The 18,776-nt window shown below is 71.2% G+C and carries 15 protein-coding genes; 6 read left to right on the plus strand and 9 right to left on the minus strand.

The annotated features are described in order from the left end of the window. Positions 1 to 107: 107 nt before the first annotated feature. Together I6A81_RS05695 and I6A81_RS05700 are read right to left on the minus strand one after the other, a co-directional pair. A complete protein-coding gene (locus tag I6A81_RS05695) occupies positions 108 to 1,526 on the minus strand; it encodes a cytochrome P450 (RefSeq protein ID WP_203004676.1) in 1,419 nt (472 codons plus the stop codon). Positions 1,527 to 1,535: 9 nt separating this feature from the next. Further along, positions 1,536 to 2,000: a 2,4'-dihydroxyacetophenone dioxygenase family protein gene (locus I6A81_RS05700; RefSeq protein WP_203004677.1), complete on the minus strand. Its 465-nt coding sequence runs from the start codon at positions 1,998 to 2,000 to the stop codon at positions 1,536 to 1,538. Between the two features lie 393 nt (positions 2,001 to 2,393). Here I6A81_RS05700 and I6A81_RS05705 point away from each other — a divergent pair, with 393 nt between their 5' ends. Continuing rightward, a complete protein-coding gene (locus I6A81_RS05705; protein WP_203004678.1) occupies positions 2,394 to 4,592 on the plus strand; it encodes a protein kinase domain-containing protein in 2,199 nt (732 codons plus the stop codon). A gap of 106 nt (positions 4,593 to 4,698) precedes the next feature. Here the strand turns inward: I6A81_RS05705 and I6A81_RS05710 are convergent, their stop codons facing one another. Both I6A81_RS05710 and I6A81_RS05715 read right to left on the minus strand, forming a co-directional pair. After that, a complete protein-coding gene (locus tag I6A81_RS05710) occupies positions 4,699 to 5,619 on the minus strand; it encodes an SDR family NAD(P)-dependent oxidoreductase (protein WP_203004679.1) in 921 nt (306 codons plus the stop codon). Positions 5,620 to 5,632: 13 nt separating this feature from the next. Beyond that, on the minus strand, positions 5,633 to 5,929 hold the full coding sequence (locus I6A81_RS05715; protein WP_203004680.1) for a hypothetical protein: 297 nt from the start codon (positions 5,927 to 5,929) through the stop codon (positions 5,633 to 5,635). Between the two features lie 446 nt (positions 5,930 to 6,375). On the opposite strand from I6A81_RS05715, the gene I6A81_RS05720 reads away from it, so the two are divergent. Beyond that, the gene (locus I6A81_RS05720) at positions 6,376 to 6,612 is read left to right on the plus strand and encodes a type II toxin-antitoxin system CcdA family antitoxin (RefSeq protein ID WP_203004681.1); all 237 of its coding nucleotides are present in this window, start codon (positions 6,376 to 6,378) and stop codon (positions 6,610 to 6,612) included. Further along, a complete protein-coding gene (locus I6A81_RS05725; protein ID WP_407661252.1) occupies positions 6,609 to 7,010 on the plus strand; it encodes a PIN domain-containing protein in 402 nt (133 codons plus the stop codon). The genes I6A81_RS05720 and I6A81_RS05725 overlap by 4 nt, the downstream gene beginning before the upstream one ends. A gap of 103 nt (positions 7,011 to 7,113) precedes the next feature. Here I6A81_RS05725 and I6A81_RS05730 read toward each other — a convergent pair whose 3' ends face one another. Next, the gene (locus I6A81_RS05730) at positions 7,114 to 8,229 is read right to left on the minus strand and encodes a DnaJ domain-containing protein (RefSeq protein ID WP_203004683.1); all 1,116 of its coding nucleotides are present in this window, start codon (positions 8,227 to 8,229) and stop codon (positions 7,114 to 7,116) included. Beyond that, a complete protein-coding gene (locus I6A81_RS05735) occupies positions 8,226 to 8,891 on the minus strand; it encodes a hypothetical protein (protein ID WP_203004684.1) in 666 nt (221 codons plus the stop codon). The genes I6A81_RS05730 and I6A81_RS05735 overlap by 4 nt, the downstream gene beginning before the upstream one ends. A 643-nt stretch (positions 8,892 to 9,534) precedes the next feature. Here I6A81_RS05735 and I6A81_RS05740 point away from each other — a divergent pair. Both I6A81_RS05740 and I6A81_RS05745 read left to right on the plus strand, forming a co-directional pair. Then, a complete protein-coding gene (locus I6A81_RS05740; RefSeq protein WP_203004685.1) occupies positions 9,535 to 12,357 on the plus strand; it encodes a WD40 repeat domain-containing serine/threonine protein kinase in 2,823 nt (940 codons plus the stop codon). A 165-nt stretch (positions 12,358 to 12,522) separates the two neighbouring features. Next, complete coding sequence (locus I6A81_RS05745) at positions 12,523 to 15,105, plus strand: WD40 repeat domain-containing serine/threonine protein kinase (RefSeq protein ID WP_238429641.1); 2,583 nt, start codon at positions 12,523 to 12,525, stop codon at positions 15,103 to 15,105. A gap of 133 nt (positions 15,106 to 15,238) precedes the next feature. Here the strand turns inward: I6A81_RS05745 and I6A81_RS05750 are convergent, their stop codons facing one another. Next, positions 15,239 to 15,775, minus strand: coding sequence for a glutathione peroxidase (locus I6A81_RS05750; protein WP_203004687.1), 537 nt, complete (start codon positions 15,773 to 15,775; stop codon positions 15,239 to 15,241). A gap of 138 nt (positions 15,776 to 15,913) precedes the next feature. Here I6A81_RS05750 and I6A81_RS05755 point away from each other — a divergent pair, with 138 nt between their 5' ends. Further along, on the plus strand, positions 15,914 to 16,516 hold the full coding sequence (locus I6A81_RS05755; protein ID WP_238429642.1) for a TetR-like C-terminal domain-containing protein: 603 nt from the start codon (positions 15,914 to 15,916) through the stop codon (positions 16,514 to 16,516). 313 nt (positions 16,517 to 16,829) lie between these two features. Here the strand turns inward: I6A81_RS05755 and I6A81_RS05760 are convergent, their stop codons facing one another. Continuing rightward, positions 16,830 to 18,089 carry a sensor histidine kinase gene (locus I6A81_RS05760; protein ID WP_203004689.1) on the minus strand — a complete coding sequence of 420 codons (1,260 nt, stop codon included), beginning with the start codon at positions 18,087 to 18,089 and terminating at the stop codon, positions 16,830 to 16,832. Then, entirely contained in the window at positions 18,086 to 18,745 is a 660-nt protein-coding gene (locus I6A81_RS05765; RefSeq protein WP_203004690.1) for a response regulator transcription factor, read from the minus strand. Before I6A81_RS05765 ends, I6A81_RS05760 begins: the two co-directional genes overlap by 4 nt. Positions 18,746 to 18,776: the final 31 nt, after the last annotated feature.

The following is an 18,776-nucleotide window of genomic DNA, read 5'->3' on the forward strand; positions in this document are numbered from 1 at the left end:
CGTTTACCCCCTCCCACCCCCCCCCTCCGGCCGCGCGCGGGGCCCCCCGGGGGGGGGGGGGCGGGTCGGCCGTTTCACGGGCGGGCTGACCTGCTGGGCGCCAAGGGTCAGGCAGCGAGGCGGATGGGGAGAGACTTCAGGCCGTTGTTCAGGTTCGAGCGGACCCGCACGGGGGTGTCGGCGAGCTCGATCCGGCTGAAGGCGGCCAGCAGTTCCTCGAAGAAGATCTTTCCCTCGAGGCGGGCGAGGTGGGCGCCGAGGCAGAAGTGCTCGCCCTTACCGAACGACAGGTGCCGGTTGGGGGAGCGTCGGATGTCGAACCGGTCCGGGTCGTCGAACACCGACTCGTCCCGGTTGGCGGCCGTGAAGTAGGTGGCGAGCCGGTCACCCGCCCTGATCTGGACGCCGCCGACCACGGCGTCGGCGGTCGCGGTCCGGCGGAAGTAGTGCAGCGGGTTCGCCCAGCGCAGGATCTCCTCGACCGCGCCCGGGATCAGCGCCGGGTCCGCGCGCAGCGCGGCGAGCTGGTCCGGGTGGGTCAGCAGCGCGCGCAGGCCCGAGGAGAGCATCGTCTGGGTGGTGTCGTTGCCGGCGGTGACCAACTGGACGAAGAAGCTGCCGTAGTCGAGGTTCGACATCCGCCGACCGCCGAAGTCGCTGGTCAGCAGCAGACTGGTCAGGTCGTCGTCGAACGGTGCCGCGCCGGCCTCGCCGGGCGTCACCGCCACCCCGTCGGCGGCGGCCGTGTCATCGGCGCCAGGGGCAGCTGCGTCATCGACGGCTGGGGCGGCTGGGCCATCGGTGCCGGGCGCGGCCGCCCGCTCACCGGCGGCAGGCGCGGCCGCGCGGTCATCGGCGGCAGGCGCGGCCGCGCGGCGGCGCGCCGCGAACTCGGCCGCGTACAGGGCCATCTCGACCGTCGGCGGCAGCTTGCCCGCCTGGCCGCCGTCTCCGCCCGCCGCGGCATAGCTGTCGTCCTGACCGCGGTTGTTGGCCTCGGAGAGCCGGTGGACGTAGTCCCAGTCCTCCCGCGGCAGGCCCATCAGCTCGCCGACCACCCGGGTGGGCAACTGGCCGGCGACCTGGCCGACGAACTCCACCGGCTCACCGGCCCGGCCGCGCTCCGCCGCCTCCGCCATGATCGAACGGGACACCGCCCGGATCCGGTCCTCCAGCAGGGCGATCGCCCGGTGGGTGAACCGGTGCGCGAGCGGTCGCCGGTAGTCCCGGTGGCGCGGCGGGTCCATCGCCAGCAGCATGTCGCGCATCTGGGCGAGCCGGTCGGGCGGCAGGTCGTCGAGCACGACGCCGGCGCGCTCCGAGGAGAACAGCACGGGGTCGCACAGCACGGCGTCGACCTCGGCGTAGCCGAGCACCGCCCAGTAGCCGGGGGCGGCCGGGCCCGCCGGCACCGGCTGCCAGTGGACCGGAGCGGCCTGTCGCAGCGCGGCGAACGCCGCGTGCGGCGGGCCGGCGAGGTAGGTGTCCGGGTCGTAGAGGTCGACGGCCGCGCTGGTCGTGGTCATGCCGCCGCCTCAGCCAGCGAGGACGTTCGGGCGGCCGAGGCCCTGCGCCTCGCACAGGGCCACGTAGGCGGCCAGCGCCCCCGGGCCGTCGGTGACCGACTCGACCCGCCCGTCCGGGGCGAGGTTCAGGTTCACGCCGTACATCTGGAACCAGACCCGGGTGCCGTCCTCGACGCAGGTCAGGGTGTGCACCGAGCCCGCCGGCTCGTAGAGGAAGGAGCCGGCGCGGTTGACGTAGTCGTACTCCTTGTACTTCCAGGCTCCGGAGACCGTGTAGCCGAACACCGGGCCGGTGTGCCGGTGGGTCGCGACCTCGTAGCCGGCCTGGAAGATGTTCTCCACGATCCACAGGCCCTCGTCCGCCCGGACCTGGATGACCTTCAGCTTGTTCCCGCCGCCGATCTCGGCGAAGGGTAAGTCGTCGGCGCCGACATGAATCGCGGGTGGGACGCTCCGGTTGTCGAGTGTCGTCATGACCGCCGCCTTTCCAAGGTCGCGGGCGCGCGGGCGGGCGCCCGTCAAATACCGGACATTTTCGCGGCCCGGCCCGCCGGGCGCCACGGGCCAGGCGGGCAGCGGCCGGCGCCGGGCCGGGATCGGGCCGGCCGCGACCGCCTGGACCAGGCGTTTTGGCGCTTTTGCGGGTGCGTCTGCGGCGCGCCCGGGGGGCGCGGCGGACGCGCGGCGGACGCCCGGCGGGCCGGGGAGTCCTGCGGGGCGGCGCCCTGTCGCGGCGCCGACCAGCGGGAACCAGATTCCATGCGATTCTTGGAAATCGGCAGACGGTAGCATTCTGGCCGCACGGGAGAGAGACATTCCGGGCCGTCGCGTGGCAGGCGTCGGGCAGGACAGCATTGAGGTGAGGCGATGACGTCGTCCGAAGCGAGCGTCGGCAGCCGGGGTACCCCGCTCTCAGAGGGCGACCCGCGGACGCTGGGCGCGTACACACTGACGGCCAAGCTCGGCCAGGGCGGGATGGGGACCGTCTACCTGGGCCGCAACGAGCTCGGCCGGCTGGTGGCGATCAAGGTGGTCCGCGCCGACGTGGCCGACGACCCCCAGTTCCGCGAGCGGTTCTGGCAGGAGGCGGCCACGGCGCGCCGGGTCCCCAGGGTCTGCACCGCCGAGGTGCTCGACTTCGACGCGGAGGCCGCGCAGCCGTACCTGGTCACCGAGTTCATCGAGGGGCCGACGCTGCACTCGTTCGTCGCCAAGGGCGGCCCGCTGGCCGACGCGAACCTCGAGCAGCTCGCCGTCGGCGTCGCCGCCGCGCTGCGCGCGATCCACTCGGTCGGCATCGTGCACCGCGACCTCAAGCCGTCGAACGTGGTGCTGTCGCCCTTCGGGCCGCGCGTCATCGACTTCGGCATCGCCAAGGCCCTCGACTCGGTGAGCGGCCTGACCGGGGACCTCCAGCAGCTCGGCACCCCCGCCTTCATGTCCCCGGAGCAGATCACCGGCGGCCAGATCACCTCGAAGGCCGACATCTGGGCCTGGGGCGGCCTGGTGACCTTCGCGGCGACCGGTCACTACCCGTTCGGCAGCGGCAGCGCCCAGGTGCTGCTCTACCGGGCGCTCAACGAGGAGCCGCGCCTGGAGGGCGTCGACCCATCGCTGCACCCGGTCATCTGGGACTCGATGCGCAAGAGCCCCAATGACCGGCCCACCGCCGGCCAGCTGATGGATCGCCTTCTCGGCGACGACGCCGGCGACACCGGTAACCAGGCCGAGCAGGTCACGAACATCCTCGCGGACTGGCGGGTGCCCGCGCCGGCCCCCGGCTCGGTCCCCTCGACGATCGGCGGCCCCGGCCAGACCGCCCAGACCGAGTTCGCCACCCTGGCCTCCACCCGCCCGGGTTACGAGGGGGCCACCGAGGTCGCCACCAACCTCGCCACCCAGCACGCCAACGCCCCGGTCGTCCCAGCCGGCCCTCCGCCGGGCTACCAGCCCCAGCCGCCGGCCGGGCAGCCGGCGAAGAAGGGGCGCGGGAAGCTGCTGATCGGCGCGGCCGCCGTCGCGGTGGTCGCGGTCATCGCCGCCGTGGCGGTCGTCCTCTCCGGAGGCGATGACGACGGCGCGGGCGCCGGCGCGGACTCCGCCGCGACCGCGGGCGCCGTTCCGCGCGCGGCGCAGCCGCTTCCACCCGAAGGGGTCGTGTACGCGGTCAAGGGGGCCAGCGACGCGAACTACGACCTCGTGACCGCCCTCGTGCCGGACGGCGACGGCGTGTTCACCGACGAGAAGAAGATCGTCGCCAGCGCCGATGACGACTTCCTCCCGGTGATCACTCCGGACCGTCGGACCGTCATCTACACCACCCGCTCGGCGGACGGCGTCGACTGGAAGCTGATGGCGGTGGCCGCGGACGGCTCCGGCGAGCCGGTCCGGCTGCTCACCTCGGGGCCGGCGGCGAAGCTGACGGTCGCCCCGGACGCCAGGGCATCGATCTCGCCCGACGGGAAGCAGGTGGTGATCCGGTCCACGACTGACGCGTCCGGCCAGTCCAACACCGGCCTCTACATCGTCCCGCTGGACGGGTCCTCGGTCCTGCGGCTCCCCACCGCTCCCGCCGCGGCCGACCCGGCCTGGTCGCCGAACGGTGACCAGATCGCCTACTGGTCGACCGAGAAGGGCGGCACCCGCGGCTTCCTGGTGCTCCTTGAGCCACGGGCGGACGCCGAGCCGCAGCGGCTCTTCCCCAAGGACCAGTTCGAGGCGGCCGGTCACTTGGACGCCGACCCCGCCTGGTCGGCGGACGGCACCAGGCTCGCGTTCAGCCGGGCGGTCGGCGGCGACCCGAACCACGTCGAGATCTACGTGTGCAACATCGACACCCGCGAGGTCGTCGAGATCACCCAGGAGGACGGTGTCGACCAGGACCCGGCGTACGGGCCGAAGTCGATCGAGACCGGCACGAGGCTGATCTTCAGCGGTGAGCGCGGCGAGCCCGGCGACCGCCGGCTCTACGTCACCGACCCCACCGACGCCCGCAGCCCGGACCGCCTGCTCACCCCCAACTCCGGCTTCAACGGCCACGCCAGCTGGAACAGCACCCGCGGCTGACCAGGCCCGGCGACCCGACACCGACGGCCGGCCATCGTTCGTGCCAGCCGCCGTTCGTGCCGGCCGCCGTTCGTGCCCTCGTGGGCGGCGCGCGGATGGGGCGCGGTCAGCGCAGGCCGTAGCGGCGCATCATGAGCTTCTCCACCGTCCGGTTGGACAGCAGCCGGCGGGCCTGGAGGAGGTAGGGCTCGGTCCGGCCGACGGCGTGGATCGGGGCCGGGTCCTGGTCGCGGGCGATCGCGAGGATCACCGCGGCGACGTCGGCCGGGTCGCCGGCGCGGTCGTCGCCCTTGGCGGTCGCCTTCTCGACGGCGGCGAACCCGGCCGCGTAGGACGAGCCCTCGGCTGGCCGACGGATCCTGCGGTTCACCCGCACGCCGGTCTTGTAGTAGGCGGGCTCGACGAGGCACATCCGGATTCCCAGCGGCCCGAGCTCCTGGCGGGCGGCCAGGGTGAACCCGCGCAGCGCCGCCTTCGAGGCGACGTACGCCGACCGGTAGCCCACCGGGAACTCGGCGAGCAGCGACCCGACGTTGACGACATGCCCCCGGCCCCGGGCCCGCATCCCGGGCAGCAGGAGCTGGGTGAGGCGGACCGTGCCGACGACGTTCACCGCGAAGACGTGGGTGAGCGTCTCGGCGTCGGTCTCCTCGAAGGAGCCGGCCCAGCTCTCCCCGGCGTTGTTGACGAGCAGGTCCAGGGCGGGCCCGCCGCCCGCGCGGTCCGTGCCCGTGCCCCCGCCGGTGAGGTTCACCCCTGGGTCGCTGGCCGTCTCGCCGTCGTTGCCGGCCGTCTCGCCGTCGCCCAGGTGAGCGAGCGTCGCGGCCGCCGCGGCCTCGACGCTCGCCAGGTCACCCAGCTCGAGCGCGACGTAGTGCACCCCGTCGACCGGGTCGGTGATCTTCTCCGGGTCGCGGCACGTGCCGACGACCCGGTATCCGGCGCCCCGCAGCGCGACAGCGGTCGCCCGCCCGATTCCGCTCGACGCTCCGGTCACCAGCGCGCTCGGCGGACTCGCCGTCGTCATCGCGGGCGGCCCGTCAGCCGCGCAGGCGCTTGCGCAGCACGCGGTAGCCCAGGAACAGCAACACCAGGACGACCAGGATGATGACGACCCCGATGGTGACGTCGGAGCTGTCGCGGCCTTCGTCGGCGTCACCGGCCGCCGTCGCGGCCGAGGCGGCGCCCGCCGGCACCAGCGCGAGCGCGCAGGCCAGCGCCAGCACCCGCCAGGCGCGGCCCACCAGCCGTGTGCCCGTGCCGAGGGCCGGACTCGCGAGCCCCAGGGCCCGCTGGTCGTCCTGATTCCGGCGGCCTAGCCGCCCCTGCTCGGTCATCGCCGCTCCAGCGCGATCGTCATGCGTGCCCGCCGTCCCCGCCGTCACTGAACTGTCTCCCTGTACCCGACGCCCTGGGCACCTGACCCGTTGCCCATCAATCCACCGGCCGCCACCGGCCCGCGCTGGATTGAGCCGGATCGTAGCCGGTCACCCGGAAGCGGCCACTGCTGGCGGGTGCGACTCCTACGGCAGGAGACCGGGTTCGGTGCCGCTGGGGCTGGACCCGGACCGTGCCAGTCGTGTCCGACTTGTCTGATGGGTACGGTACTGTCTAAGTCGACAGCTACTGAGTAGACAGTGCGCGACCCGATATTGATCATCTAGGGGTTGGCTCGCTGTCCGAGGATTTCGGGGAGGTGCTTGTGACCCTGCTGGTCGCCGACGATCGGCGGACCGGCGCTGACTGCGCGGTCCTGATGTGCATACCGAAGTATGATCGGAGTATGGCTGGCACGACACGGATCACGGTGACGCTGCCGAGCGAGCAGGTCGCCGAGCTGCGGATGATCACGGACAACATCTCCGCCTACGTCGCCGAGGCCGTAGCTCGCCAGCTCCGCCATCGACGTCTGGTGGAGGAACTGGACCGGTACGAGCGTGAGCATGGTGCCTTCACGCAGGAGGAACTCGCGGAGGCCAGGGCCGCGCTGCTCGGCCTCTCTGATGGGCGGTCGACATGATGCCGGCTGTTGGGACGGTGGTGTTGGACAGCGGGGGCCTGTCCGCCTGGATCACTCGGGATCGCAAGGTGATGGCCAAGATTCAGGAGTCCATCAACCTGGGGGCCGACCTCGTCGTCAGCGCGAACTCGATCATGGAGGTCAGTCATGCGCGGGTGAGTGTCCCGCGTCTGAACTGGGTGCTCTCCCAGGTCGGTGTCGAGCCGGTGACCGAGGAGGTCGCCAAGGCGGCCGCGGCGCTACTGAAGGCCGCCGGTCTGCATGGCCACAAGCACGCCATCGACGCCACGGTCGCCGAGGTCGCGCTGCGGCGCGCTGGACCGGTCGTGATGCTCACCTCGGACGTCGATGACATGTCCAAGCTCTGCGGAGACCAGGTGCGGCTGGTCGCCGTCTGACCAACCGGCCGCCGCAGGGGCGCGCCGTCCCTGTCGGTATCCCCGTGAGTGGTAGCGACGCGGGGGTGGCGCGCCACCAGGCAGCCGGTGCGGCCTCGCGGCCTCAGGGGAAGAAGACGGGCCAGCCGAGGCTTGGAAAGCCGTAGCTGTACCACAGGCGATGGTCGGCGACTTTCAGGAACATCGCGAAGATTCCCCAGAGGGCAACGAGGAGCGCCGAGCTGGTTATGGCCAGATCCCAGGCCAGGTAGGCCGGTCGGGATCTGTCGCGCGCGATCAGCACGGCTATCTTTCCGCATACGGGCGCGAGCACCACCGCGGCGAGCAGAACGACCGCGCCATAGCCGATGCGGAGGTAGTGCGACGGGGTCGCGAGCACCTGAGTGGCGTTGGCGCGGTAGTAGATCTCGAGGGTCAGGTAGCAGGCGATGAACATTCCATACAGCCAGAAGGGGGCCGAGAGGAAGAACAGTCGGTCACCGGTGGCCCTCACGCGACTGTAGAGCGCCATGGCTGGGCGGAGCCGGCGCTGCCAACTGCTGGCCGGCCGCGCCCATGCGCTGGGATGAGGCCGGTAATAGGGCGCGTAGTGGGCTCGGGTGTCGGATGGGAAGTACGACCAGTAGCCCATACCGGGAGCGCCCGTCGGGACCCAGTGGAGACCCCTGTACCGATAGCCAGCGTGGTGGTTTCCGCGGCTGTACTCGTACTGGTTGTAGCCGTATCCCCAGCCGCCGCTGCTGTAGGTGGGCGCCGTCGCTTCCCTCGTTGTCGTCTGGCGTGGCCCGGAGTAAGGGCGGCCGTATGAGGCCCAGAGCCCGCCGGCCTCGCTCTCGGATGGTTCGGCGGTGTCCGCGGGGTCGTGCGCGGCTGTAGCGGAAAGGTCCTCGTCCGCGCCGAGGGATCCGATGTCGCGGCGCGCGCTGATTGCGTCGTACTCCTCGCGGTGCTTGGTGAGGATCAGATGAGCGGCGCTGAGTAGCTGCATGATTCGGGTGGCCGCGGAGTCGTGTCTGCCCGCCCGGTCAGGATGAAATTCCTGGGCCCGGCGCCGCCACGCCTTCTTGATCACCTGCGGTGACGCGTCCTCTGGGGCCCGCAGTACCTGGTAGGGGTTCAGCACGGTGTTCCGCGGGATGCCGAGTCGTCGGCATGCGTCCAGGAACTCCTGGCTGTCGTCGTCGGAGAGTTCGCGTAGCAGCCGGCTGAGCGTGTTCACGTGCCGATCCGTCGTGTGACGGATGCCCGGAGGCAGGTCCCCGCCCATCTGCTCCGGTCGGGGTTGCCGTCGATCTGGCGCGTCAGCCGGCCGGTGGCGAACGTCAGATCGCGCTCACCGGCGATGAAGAAGACAAGAGGGTCGAGCACGAACTCGTCGCCCCAGTAGTAGTGGTCGTCGCGAAGCACGGTCTGGCCGTTGGCGAACGGCTCCTGGAGCAGTTGTTGCGCCGTCCACGGGAGGTTCCCCAACATCGCGGCCGTGCGTGCATGTAGCACCGGACGGCTGTCGGACGCCGACGGCGGTCCTGTCCGCGGCGGCGCCGCCGTGCCCGCGCGGGAACGTCTGATCGCGCCGAGATCCGTCACCTCGTCGATGGGCACGCTCATCAGGGAGCCCGCGGCGAACTGGTAGAAGACGATCGAATAAGCCCTCCTCCCGTCGGCACGCTCGATCGGCAGTGCGAAGCATGCGCCGAGGTTCCCGAAGACGAAGGCCCGGATCCGCTGATCCATCCCGAAGTTGTCCGCCCACCAGGCAAGAACTGATGGTCCGGCGTATGCGCTGACCTTCTGGCGTACGGCTTCCGGCAGCATCCGCCAGCACGCGTCGCGGCCCAGCCCCGTCTGGAATTCGATCTCGCCGGGTGCACGCGGGGGCATCGGCGTGGATGTGGGCTGCCGCCGCGCTATCTGGCTGTTCCTGGCCGATTCGGGGAGCCGGTGCCTGGGAGACACGGAACTGTGATCGCCGGGATGGATCAGGTCAGACGTCATGTCGTCCTACCACGAGAGCGAAGCGTCAGGCCGGTTCATCGACGTAGCTGGTGCCGACCGAGCCGCGACGACGACGTGCTTGCGCCCAGGTCGGCAGACGAACTCCCAGAAGTATGACCTGATCGCGGCCCTCTCGGGCGCGCCGCGCGTCTTGAGCGGTCCGGTAGATAAGCACCCTACTGGCACAGCCGCAGGTCACCGTCCTGAGGCTCGTCCTCGCGGCGACGGCAACGCGGTTGCCCCCTCTGACCGGAGCTCGCTCGGCTCTTCGACGTCATCGGCGACCTCAACGAGCGATTTGGCCTCCGCCCGCGAACGTCCGACCAGATTCTCGTCTACCAGCAGATCGTCAGGCCGGTGAGTTTCGCCTGAAAGGTTGGTGGGCTCCCGGCGGCCATGGTTTCCGTCAGTACGCAGGCGGTAGGGTCGGCGGCGGATTTTCCGCGAGACTTCGGAGGACGTCGGTGCGACGGGGGCGCGGCTGCCTGAGGCCTGGCCCGCTGCCCTGCCGCCGAAGAGGGTGGTGGCAGTGAGCCATCCAGGGTATGGGTCGGATTCCACGGGGCTGACCGGTGGTTCGCCGGAGCAGTCGATCATCGCCCGTCCGGACGACTTCGCCCAGCGGGCCGACGTGTGGAGGGTCGGCGCCTCGTCCGGGGTGCGGCCGCTCGAGGCGGTGGATCCGTCCGCGATTGGCCGGTACCGGTTGGAGGGGGTGCTGGGCGAGGGCGGGTTCGGCCGGGTCTACCTGGGCCGCTCGCCTGAGGGCCGGTTGGTCGCGGTGAAGGTAGCCAAGGCGGAGCGGGCGGCGGATCCCGAGTTCCGGCGGCTGTTCAGCCGTGAGGCGCGGCTGGCGCGGCTGGTTCCGCAGTTCTGCACGGCGGTCGTGTTGGACTCGGGCGAGGACCGCGACCGGCCATATCTGGTCACCGAGTTCGTCGAGGGACCTTCGCTGCAGGAACAGGTCCGCCGGCACGGGCCGCTTGAACCGGCCCGGCTCGCTCGGGTCGCGGTCGCCGTAGCGAAGGCGCTCACGGCGATCCACCGGGTCGGGACGGTCCACCGGGATCTCAAGCCGGCCAATGTCCTGTTGTCGCCGGACGGGCCGCTGGTCATCGACTTTGGGATCGCGGTCGCCCTCGACAGCACCACCCAGCGGACCATGCGCCGTGCCGGCACGCCCGGGTTCATGGCACCCGAGCAGGCACGCGGGCAGGCTGTCGGCCCAGAGGCCGACATTTTCGCCTGGGGCGCGGTCGTCGCCTATGCCGCCACCGGCCGCCATCCCTACGGGGAGGGTACCCCCGAGGCTCTGATCTTCCGGGTCGTCCACGAGGAGCCTGACCTGACGGGTGTCCCGGACCCGTTGCGCGCCATCGTCGTCGTCGCGATGCGCCATGACCCGGCCGCGCGGCCCACCGCCACCGAACTGCATGACCGTCTCATGAGGGTCACCACGACCTACCAGCCCACTGACCGCGCCCTGCTTCAGGGGCCGGCCAGGACGCCGGCTCCGACCGTGCCGAGCAGCCACCAGTCCCGTGAGTCGGGTGGCCCCATGGCCAACGGGACGACGGCCCCCGTGGACCGTGGCGAAGGTGGCTACCCCGGGATCCCGCCCGCGCCGATCGATCCCGGCCACGAGCCGGACGGTCTGGGCCGTCGCTACCGGCCGTGGGCCGTCATGCGCCGACTGCCGGGCAATTCCGGCCGGTTCAAGCCGCGCTGGCGGATCGGCCTTGGACTGAGCGTCGCCATGGCCGTGGCGGCGGGGGTTCTGCTGGTCGGGCCTTGGCCCGCCGGAGATGGGACGTTGTCGCCGGAGAAGCGCCGATCGGCGGCGCATGAACTCGTCATGGCCGCTAGCCGAGCCGAGGAGCCAAAGCTGGCCTTTCGGCTGGCCTTGGCCGCGTACCGAACTGATCCCACCCACGAGACCTCACTGGACCTGCTCGCGGCCGCCGATCCGTCCGATCTCGGCGTCGCCACGCTCGCCACGCTCGCCTCCGGTGCCGACTCCCGCGCATCCCTGTTCAGCCCCGACGGTTCGCGGCTGGCTACCAACGGCGATGGTTCCATCGAACTGTGGGACACGTCTGCCCGAGGGGCGCTCGCCGTTCCCCTTGCCACCTTCAGCGGCGTCGACCAGGAACGGGTCTTCAGCCCTGATGGCTCGCTTCTTGTCACCGACGACTACGAGACCGACAAAGCGGTCAATACCGTCCGGCTGTGGGACACGTCGGCGCGTGGCAGGGTCCACACCCCGCTCGCCACCTTCGCCGACACCTCGTTCGAGGGCCTCAGCCCCGACGGCTCACTGCTCGTCACCAGCGACTACGACCCTGACCGCGGGGGCGACATCGTCCGGCTGTGGGACACGTCGGCGCGTGGCACGGTTCACACCCCGCTCGCCACCTACGTCTTCGAGTCACTCACTTCGGCGGTTGTGTTCAGCCCGGATGGGTCACTCCTCGCCGTCGGCTTCAGCGACCCCGACAGCGGACGAAACATGGTCCGGTTGTGGGACACGTCGGCCCGCGGTGAGGCCCCGGATCCGTTGGCGACCTTCGTCGACGGCTACTTCCTGGCCTTCAGCCCGGATGGCTCGCTCCTTGTCACCAGGACCAGCCCCTCCACCTCCCGAGGCCGCGCGCTCCAGCTGTGGGACACGTCCGCGCGGGGCGTGGTCAGCACCCCGCGGTCCACCTTCACCGGGTTCGACCAGGGTGGGGAATCGTCTATCTATGTGGTGTTCAGCCCGGATGGTGGCCTCCTGGCCTCCTACGGCCCCATGGGCAATGATTTCTCTATAACTTCCGTGCGGCTGTGGGAGACGTCGGCCCGTGGCACCGTCGAAACGCCGGCGGTGAAGTTCGCCATCGCCGACACGTTTCTCGGCCTACCAAAGTTCAGTCCGGACAGCAGGCTCCTCGTCACCGACAGCGAGGACGGTGCCGTTCGGTCGTGGGACACCTCCGCCCGTGGCGCCGTCGGCGTCCCGGTCAGCACCTTCACCGGCAACGCCCAGACCTCCCGCTACGAGATCAGCTTTGATGGGGCGTTCCTCAGCACCCTCGGCGCCGACGGAGCCACTCGCGTCTGGGACACGTCCGCCCGTGGCGTCGGTGGCATTCCCCTGATCACGCTCGCCGGTGCCCGTTTTGCGTTCAGCCCCAAGGAGGCGCTGCTCGCCACGGCCAAGGGGGGCACTATCTGGTTGTGGGACCTCGACGCCGGCCGCCTGGCTGAACGGTCCTGCGCCGACTCCACCAACTGGCTCAGCGAGCAGGAGTGGCTGCGGGCCGTCGAAGATGTGCCCTACCTGCCGCCCTGCGAACGCGAGGCCGGTTGACGCCAGCCGGAATTCAGGTGCTCCTGGCAGCGTACTCCCAGCGGGGCCGGATCTCACTCCATTGCCGCCGGGCGCGGTTTTCTGAATTCGGGGGTATTGAGCAATGAGGCGAACGCATGGCTGCCTGAAGTCAGCCGCGTTGGCGCACGGCTGGTGCCGGTTGCCATGCTAGGCCCGCTCCCTGGCGGGAGTTCCCCGGCGGGATCCGAGTCGACTCCCGGGCCGCCCCCCTCGGCCGGCGCCCTGTCCAAAGCGCGGCCGCTCGACGCGGCGGATCCGGTCGTGGTGGGGCAGTACCGGTTGGTGGGTGTGTTGGGTGAGGGTGGGTTTGGCCGGGTCTTTCTGGGGCGTTCTCCGGAGGACCGGCAGGTGGCGGTCAAGGTGGCGAAGACGGAGCGGGCGGCGGATCCGGAGTTCCGGCGGATGTTCCACCGGGAGGTGCGGCTGGCGCGGTTGGTTCCGCAGTTCTGTACGGCGGTGGTGCTGGATTCGGGTGAGGAGGGTGGCCGGCCGTATCTGGTCACCGAGTTCGTCGACGGTCCGACGCTGCGCGACCATATCCGCGATCATGGCCCGCTCACCTCGGCTCGGCTCACCCGGGTCGCGGTCGCGATCGCCAACGCGCTTGTCGCGATTCACGGGGTCGGGATGGTTCATCGGGATCTCAAGCCAGGCAATGTGCTGTTGTCGCCGGACGGGCCGCTGGTCATCGACTTCGGGATCGCGGCCGCCCTCGGCGGCACCGCCCGGTTCGCCGACCAGGTCACCCCCGGCTTTCTGGCCCCCGAACAGGTCGAATGGAACCAGCCTGTCGGCCCGCCCGCCGATGTCTTCGCCTGGGGCGCGGTCGTCGCGTACGCGGCTACCGGCCAGCACCCCTACGGCACGGGTGGTCCCGAGGCGTTCCTCTTCCGCGTCGTCCACGAGGAGCCCGACCTGACGGGGGTCCCGGACCCGCTGCGCGCCATCGTCGCCGACGCGATGCGCCGCGACCCGGCCGCGCGGCCCACCGCGGCCGCGCTCCACGATCGCCTCATCGAGGCCACGACGGCGCCGGCGGTGACCGGCCGGTCCGGAGATCCGGCAACACTCGACGCGGTCGTCCGGCCAGGACCGGTCAACTCCGGTGGGCCACCGGCCAAGGGGCGTGGGCGTCGGTGGGCCGTTCTCGCGCTGGTCGCCGCGGTCATCGGCGTGGCGGTGCTGGTTCCCCTGGCCGGATGGTGGCCGGCTGGAGACCGCACGCTGGCGACGGAGGAACGGCCGTCCGCCGCCCATCAACTTGTGGTGGCTGCCCGTCGCGCAGAGGACCCTGAACTAGCCTTTCGGCTGGCGCTGGCCGCGTATCGAACTGATCCCTCCCGCGAGGCCGCGCTGAGCCTGCTTGCCGCCGCTGACCGATCCGATCTGACGGCCGCGACCCTCACCAGTCGGACCGGCGCCATCGACACGTTCGGATTCAGCCCTGACGGCCAACTGCTCACTGCCGACAAGGACTCGACCGAACTGTGGGACACCTCGGTCCGGGGTGCTGCCGACACCTCACTCGCGACCTTCGCGGCCGGCACCTACTCCTGGACGTTCAGCCCTGACGGCTCGCGGCTCGTCACTACGGGACCGACGGGCGCGCTCAGGCTCTGGGACACGTCCCGGCGCGCCGCCGTCACCAACTCACTCGCCACCTTCGACGAGACCAACTTCGGCGGGTTCAGCCCCGACGGCGCGCTCCTCGCCACCGACGGAGACCGCTTCCCGGGAGAACGGGCTGTTCATCTGTGGGATATCTCCGTCGGCCCAGTGGCCACCGACCGCCCGCTGGCCACGGTCGCCGATTCGCGGTTCGGCGGATTCAGCCCCGACGGCTCAATGTTCGCCACCATCAAAGATGACACCGTCGAACTGTGGGACACGCCCGCGCGGGACGCCGATGCCTCACTCAGGCTGAGAGCTTCACTGGTCGGCGTCCCGGATCTCGTCGGTGGTGTTGTGTTCAGTCCTGACAGTTCGCTGATTGTCGCTCACATCAACGGCGAAGACACTGTCTGGGTCTGGAGCACGAGGGTCTCCGCTGGTGTGACCACCAGTCCGCTCACGAGCTTCACCAGCGGTCTTCCGATCTTCTATGACGCCGTGTTCAGCCCCGACAGCTCGCTCGTCGCCGTGATCAGTGGGCCCGGTCCGCAGTCGCTCGACCGTGCCGTCCGTCTGTGGGACCTACCTACTCGCGGCCGGACCGCCGGCCCTCATGCCAACCTCATCGGTCACGCCGAAGGAGTCGGCGGCGTGGTGTTCAGCCCCGATGGAACGCTGATCGCGACAGCCGGCGAGGATGACGTCGTCATGCTGTGGGACCCGGCCACCCGGGACACCAACGACTCCCCCCTGGCCACGTTCACCGGGCACCCCGGTGGGTTCACGGACTTGGCGTTCAGCTCCGATGGCGCCCTCCTGGCCACCGCGGGCGCGGATGGCGCGATCCGGCTGTGGGACACGTCCGCGCAGGGCACGCAGAGTGTCCCCCTGGTGGCCCTGCCCGGCCGGGCGTCGGAGGACGCCGCCGTGCTGCCGACCTCCGACGGCCTGCTGACCGCCACCGCCGCTGACAACGGCGCCGTCGTGCTGTGGGATCTCGACCCCGCCCGCCTGGCCGAACGGTCCTGCGGCGATCCCATCCGGTGGCTCGACGAGCGGGAATGGCGAGAGGCCGTCAGGGACCTGCCCTACCAGCCTCCCTGCGGCTCGTCATGAGCTGAGCCCGTGGTGTCGTTCGGCCTGGTTCCGCTCGGCACCGCCGGTGAACCGTCCGCGCGGCCGCCCGCCGCGGGCCCGGACAGACCAGTTGGCCGGCGAGGCCGCCGGACCGGCCCCGGCATGGAAGGGGTCAGGCGCCGAGCAGGGCGTCGAGGTCGGGGCGGATCTCCTCGGGCAGGACGGTCGGCTCGTAACGGCGGACGACCGTGCCGTCCTTGTCGACGAGGAACTTGGTGAAGTTCCACTTGACCTCGTCGGTGCCGAGCGCCTCGGGCCGGCTCGTCTTGATCCAGTCGTACAGGGGCGAGCCGGGGCCGAAGTCACCGACTGCCTGGGCGCGCAGGTAGGCGAACAGGGGGTGCGCCTCCGGGCCGTTGACGTCGACCTTGCTGAACAGCGGGAAGCTCACGTTGTACGACGTGGAGCAGAACTGGGCGATCTCGTCGTTGGTCCCGGGCTCCTGGCCGGCGAACTGGTTGCAGGGGAAGCCGAGGATCTCCAGACCGCGGCCGTGCAGGTCGCCGTAGAGCGCCTGGAGGCCCTCGTACTGCGGCGTCAGGCCGCACTTGCTGGCGACGTTGACGATCAACAGCGGTCGGCCGGCGTACTCCTTGAGGGAGCGCTCGTTGCCGTCGATGTCCGTAGCGGTGAAGTCGTGGACCGTCACTGATCTCTCCTGACGACCGGCGCCACGGGTCGATGCCGCCGGATGTCGCCCGCTGGTGGATTTATGCGACCCGGATCGTGACGTTAATCGGGTCGAGGTATTTATGCAACTGACCCCGTGACGGATATGCTGACGACCATGGAACCCGCCGCCGCCCGGCCCCGCGGGCGGCCGCGCGACCCGGCGCTGGACGACCGGGTGCTCGCGGCGGCGGTCGCCGAGCTCGCCGAGCGCGGCGTGGCCGAGTTCAGCCTCACCTCGGTCGCGGCCCGGGCCAGGGCCGCCAAGCGCAGCATCTACGCCCGGTGGCCCACCCGCGAGGACCTGATGCTGGCGGGGATGTCGACGCTGGCCGCCGGGCTGGTACCACCGCGCACGGGCTCGCTCGAACAGGACATGGACATCCTGCTCGACCGCGTCGCCGCGGTGTTCACCGAGCCTCGCCTGACGCTGCTCCAGCGCTGCGTCGCCGAGATCAGCCAGTACCCCGACCTGTACGCGGCCTTCAAGCGGGACTCGGTCGACCGGTGCCTGGCGGCGGTGGAGGACGCGGTCCACGACGCGGTGGCCCGCGGCGAGATCAGGGCCGACATCGACCGTGCCACCGTCGCCGAGGCGCTCGTCGGCATCGCGATGCTGCGCGGGGCCTTCGCCCAGCCCACCGGGTCCCCGATCCTGACCAGCCGCCAGCGGACCGAGGTGATCCGGATGTTCCTGGACGGCCTACGCCCGCGCCCGTGACCAGCCGCGCCGGCAGGCCGCCGCGCGCCTTCGGCCTTCCGGCGCCCGCCCGCCGAGGCCGGTCCGCCGAGGCCGGTCCGTCGCCCCGTGCCTACGTGCCCCGTGCCTACGTGCCCCGTGCCTACGTCGCCCCGTGCCTCCGTCGGCCGTATGCGTCCCGTCAGACGTGACGGGGAGTTCTGTCAGTCGTCAGGGGGCCGACGGGCGCGGTTTCGTGCCCCTGATGTCGGACGGGATGTCGGGATGCCTCGATGCCCGGCCGCTGACAGGCGCGGGGACGCGGACGGGCGGGGGGTTGGGCTGAGCGACATCTCTACGGGTGGGTCGCGGGTGCCGCCGGGAAGGTGATGCGCAGGTCGAGGCCGCCGTCCTCCAGCGGGAGGGCGGTGATGCGCCCGTGGTGGGTGTCGGAGATGGCCCGGACGATCGCCAGGCCGAGGCCGAAGCCGCGGCGCTGGTCCTCGCCGGGTGTCCGAACCCTGGCCGCCTGGTCGGACCGGCCGCGCCGGAACGGCTCGAACAGCCCGTCGACGTCGAGGGCGAGCAGCCGCTGGCCACTGTTCGCGATGGCGAGATGTGCCTGGGCGCCGGCGGTGCCAGGAGGACTGGCGGTGCCGGCCGTGCCGGTGGCGATCCTGATCCAGCCGCCTGGCACGTTGTGGTTGATCGCGTTCTCGACGAGGTTGCGGACGAGCTGGTGGAGCAGGACGGGATCGCCGAGCATCGGGGCGGCGGCCAGCTCGGTGCCGACCCGCGGGCCGGCCGGAGCGCCGACAGGCGCCTGGGCGAGGACGTCGGCCACCACGTCGGCGAGGTCGACGGGCACGGGTTCGACGAGCTCGTTGCCCCCGTCGGCCAGGGTCAGGAGCCGGTCGACGAGGTCGGCGTTGCGGGTGTTGACGGCCAGCAGGCGCTCGGCGAGACGGACGGTGTCGGGGTGAGCGCCCGGCCGGGTCGCCTCGAGCTCGATCACGGCCCGTTCCAGGGCGAGCGGGGTGCGCAGCTCATGGGAGGCGCTCGCGACGAACCGACGCTGGCCGTCGAAGGCGCGGTCGAGGCTTTCGAGCATGGCGTCGAACGCGTCCGCGAGCCGTTTGATGTCGTCGCCGCGGCCGGTCAGCGCGATTCGCCGGCTGAGATCGCGGTGCGGGCCGGCGGACCGGGAGATCTGCTCGGCGGTGGTGGTGATCGCGCGCAGGGGGCGCAGGCCGCGTCCGGCGACGATCCAGCCCGTGCCCGCGGTGGCCAGGCCGATGACAAGAATGATGCCGCTGCCCTGCACGAGCAGGGTGTCGAGCGCGGTGCTTCGAATGTCCTGCTCGTTGGCCCGGATCTGCTCGACGAGCTCGTCGAGACTGATCCGACTGCCATCCCGCATGGTGATCGTCGTTTCCCCCGACTGCTCGGCCTGCTGGCGAAGCGCGGCCACGCGGGAGTCGGAGTCGCCTGTCAGCTCGGCGTCGAGCCGGGCCTGGACGACGAGGTAGAGCAGCGTCAGGATGACCGCCCCGGCGACGACGGACAGTACCCCGTAGAGGACGGTGAGACGGGCCCGCAGGCTCAGGCGGCTCACGAGAGGCGGTATCCCGCCGCGGGGAGCGTTTCGATCATCTGGGGTGTGCCGAGCTTGCGGCGCAACTTCATCACGGTCACGCGGACGGTGTTGGTGAAGGGGTCGATGTTCTCATCCCAGACCTTCTCCAGTAGCTGCTCGGCGGACAGGACGCCGCCGTCGGCGCGGAGCAGCTCGACGAGGACCGCGTACTCCTTGTTCGTGAGGGCGACGGGGCGACCGTCGCGGGTGACGGCCCGGCTGGCCTGATCCACGCGCAGACCGGCGCGTTCGAGAACCGGGACGGCCGCCGGCGCGGTGCGGCGGGCGAGCGCGTGCACGCGGGCGGACAGTTCGGCCAGCGCGAACGGCTTCACCAGGTAGTCGTCGGCGCCGATCGCGAGCCCCTCGACCCGGGCGCGGACCGCCGAGGCGGCGGTGAGCATCAGGACCCGCGTCGGCCGGCGGCCGGCCACGATCGCGCGGCAGACGTCGTCGCCGTGCACGACCGGCAGGTCCCGGTCCAGGACCACGACGTCGTAGTCGTGGACGGCGTACTTCTCCAGCGCCTCGCCGCCGTCGTAGGCCACGTCGACCGCGAACGACTCCCGCGCCAGCGCCTCGCGCAGCGCGTCCGCGAGCTGCGGCTCGTCCTCCACGACCAGCACCCGAACCACGAGCTTCCTACCCCCAGTCCCCGGTCGCCGC

This window comes from Frankia nepalensis, assembly GCF_016786325.1.
GTDB classification, from domain to species: domain Bacteria; phylum Actinomycetota; class Actinomycetes; order Frankiales; family Frankiaceae; genus Pseudofrankia; species Pseudofrankia nepalensis.

Excerpts from the sequence above, each read along its gene's own strand:
- I6A81_RS05695 (WP_203004676.1), bottom strand. The coding sequence starts at position 1,526 with ATGACCACGACCAGCGCGGCCGTCGACCTCTACGACCCGGACACCTAC.
- I6A81_RS05700 (WP_203004677.1), bottom strand. The coding sequence starts at position 2,000 with ATGACGACACTCGACAACCGGAGCGTCCCACCCGCGATTCATGTCGGC.
- I6A81_RS05705 (WP_203004678.1), top strand. The coding sequence starts at position 2,394 with ATGACGTCGTCCGAAGCGAGCGTCGGCAGCCGGGGTACCCCGCTCTCA.
- I6A81_RS05710 (WP_203004679.1), bottom strand. The coding sequence starts at position 5,619 with ATGACGACGGCGAGTCCGCCGAGCGCGCTGGTGACCGGAGCGTCGAGC.
- I6A81_RS05715 (WP_203004680.1), bottom strand. The coding sequence starts at position 5,929 with ATGACCGAGCAGGGGCGGCTAGGCCGCCGGAATCAGGACGACCAGCGG.
- I6A81_RS05720 (WP_203004681.1), top strand. The coding sequence starts at position 6,376 with ATGGCTGGCACGACACGGATCACGGTGACGCTGCCGAGCGAGCAGGTC.
- I6A81_RS05725 (WP_407661252.1), top strand. The coding sequence starts at position 6,609 with ATGATGCCGGCTGTTGGGACGGTGGTGTTGGACAGCGGGGGCCTGTCC.
- I6A81_RS05735 (WP_203004684.1), bottom strand. The coding sequence starts at position 8,891 with ATGCCCCCGCGTGCACCCGGCGAGATCGAATTCCAGACGGGGCTGGGC.
- I6A81_RS05745 (WP_238429641.1), top strand. The coding sequence starts at position 12,523 with ATGCTAGGCCCGCTCCCTGGCGGGAGTTCCCCGGCGGGATCCGAGTCG.
- I6A81_RS05755 (WP_238429642.1), top strand. The coding sequence starts at position 15,914 with ATGGAACCCGCCGCCGCCCGGCCCCGCGGGCGGCCGCGCGACCCGGCG.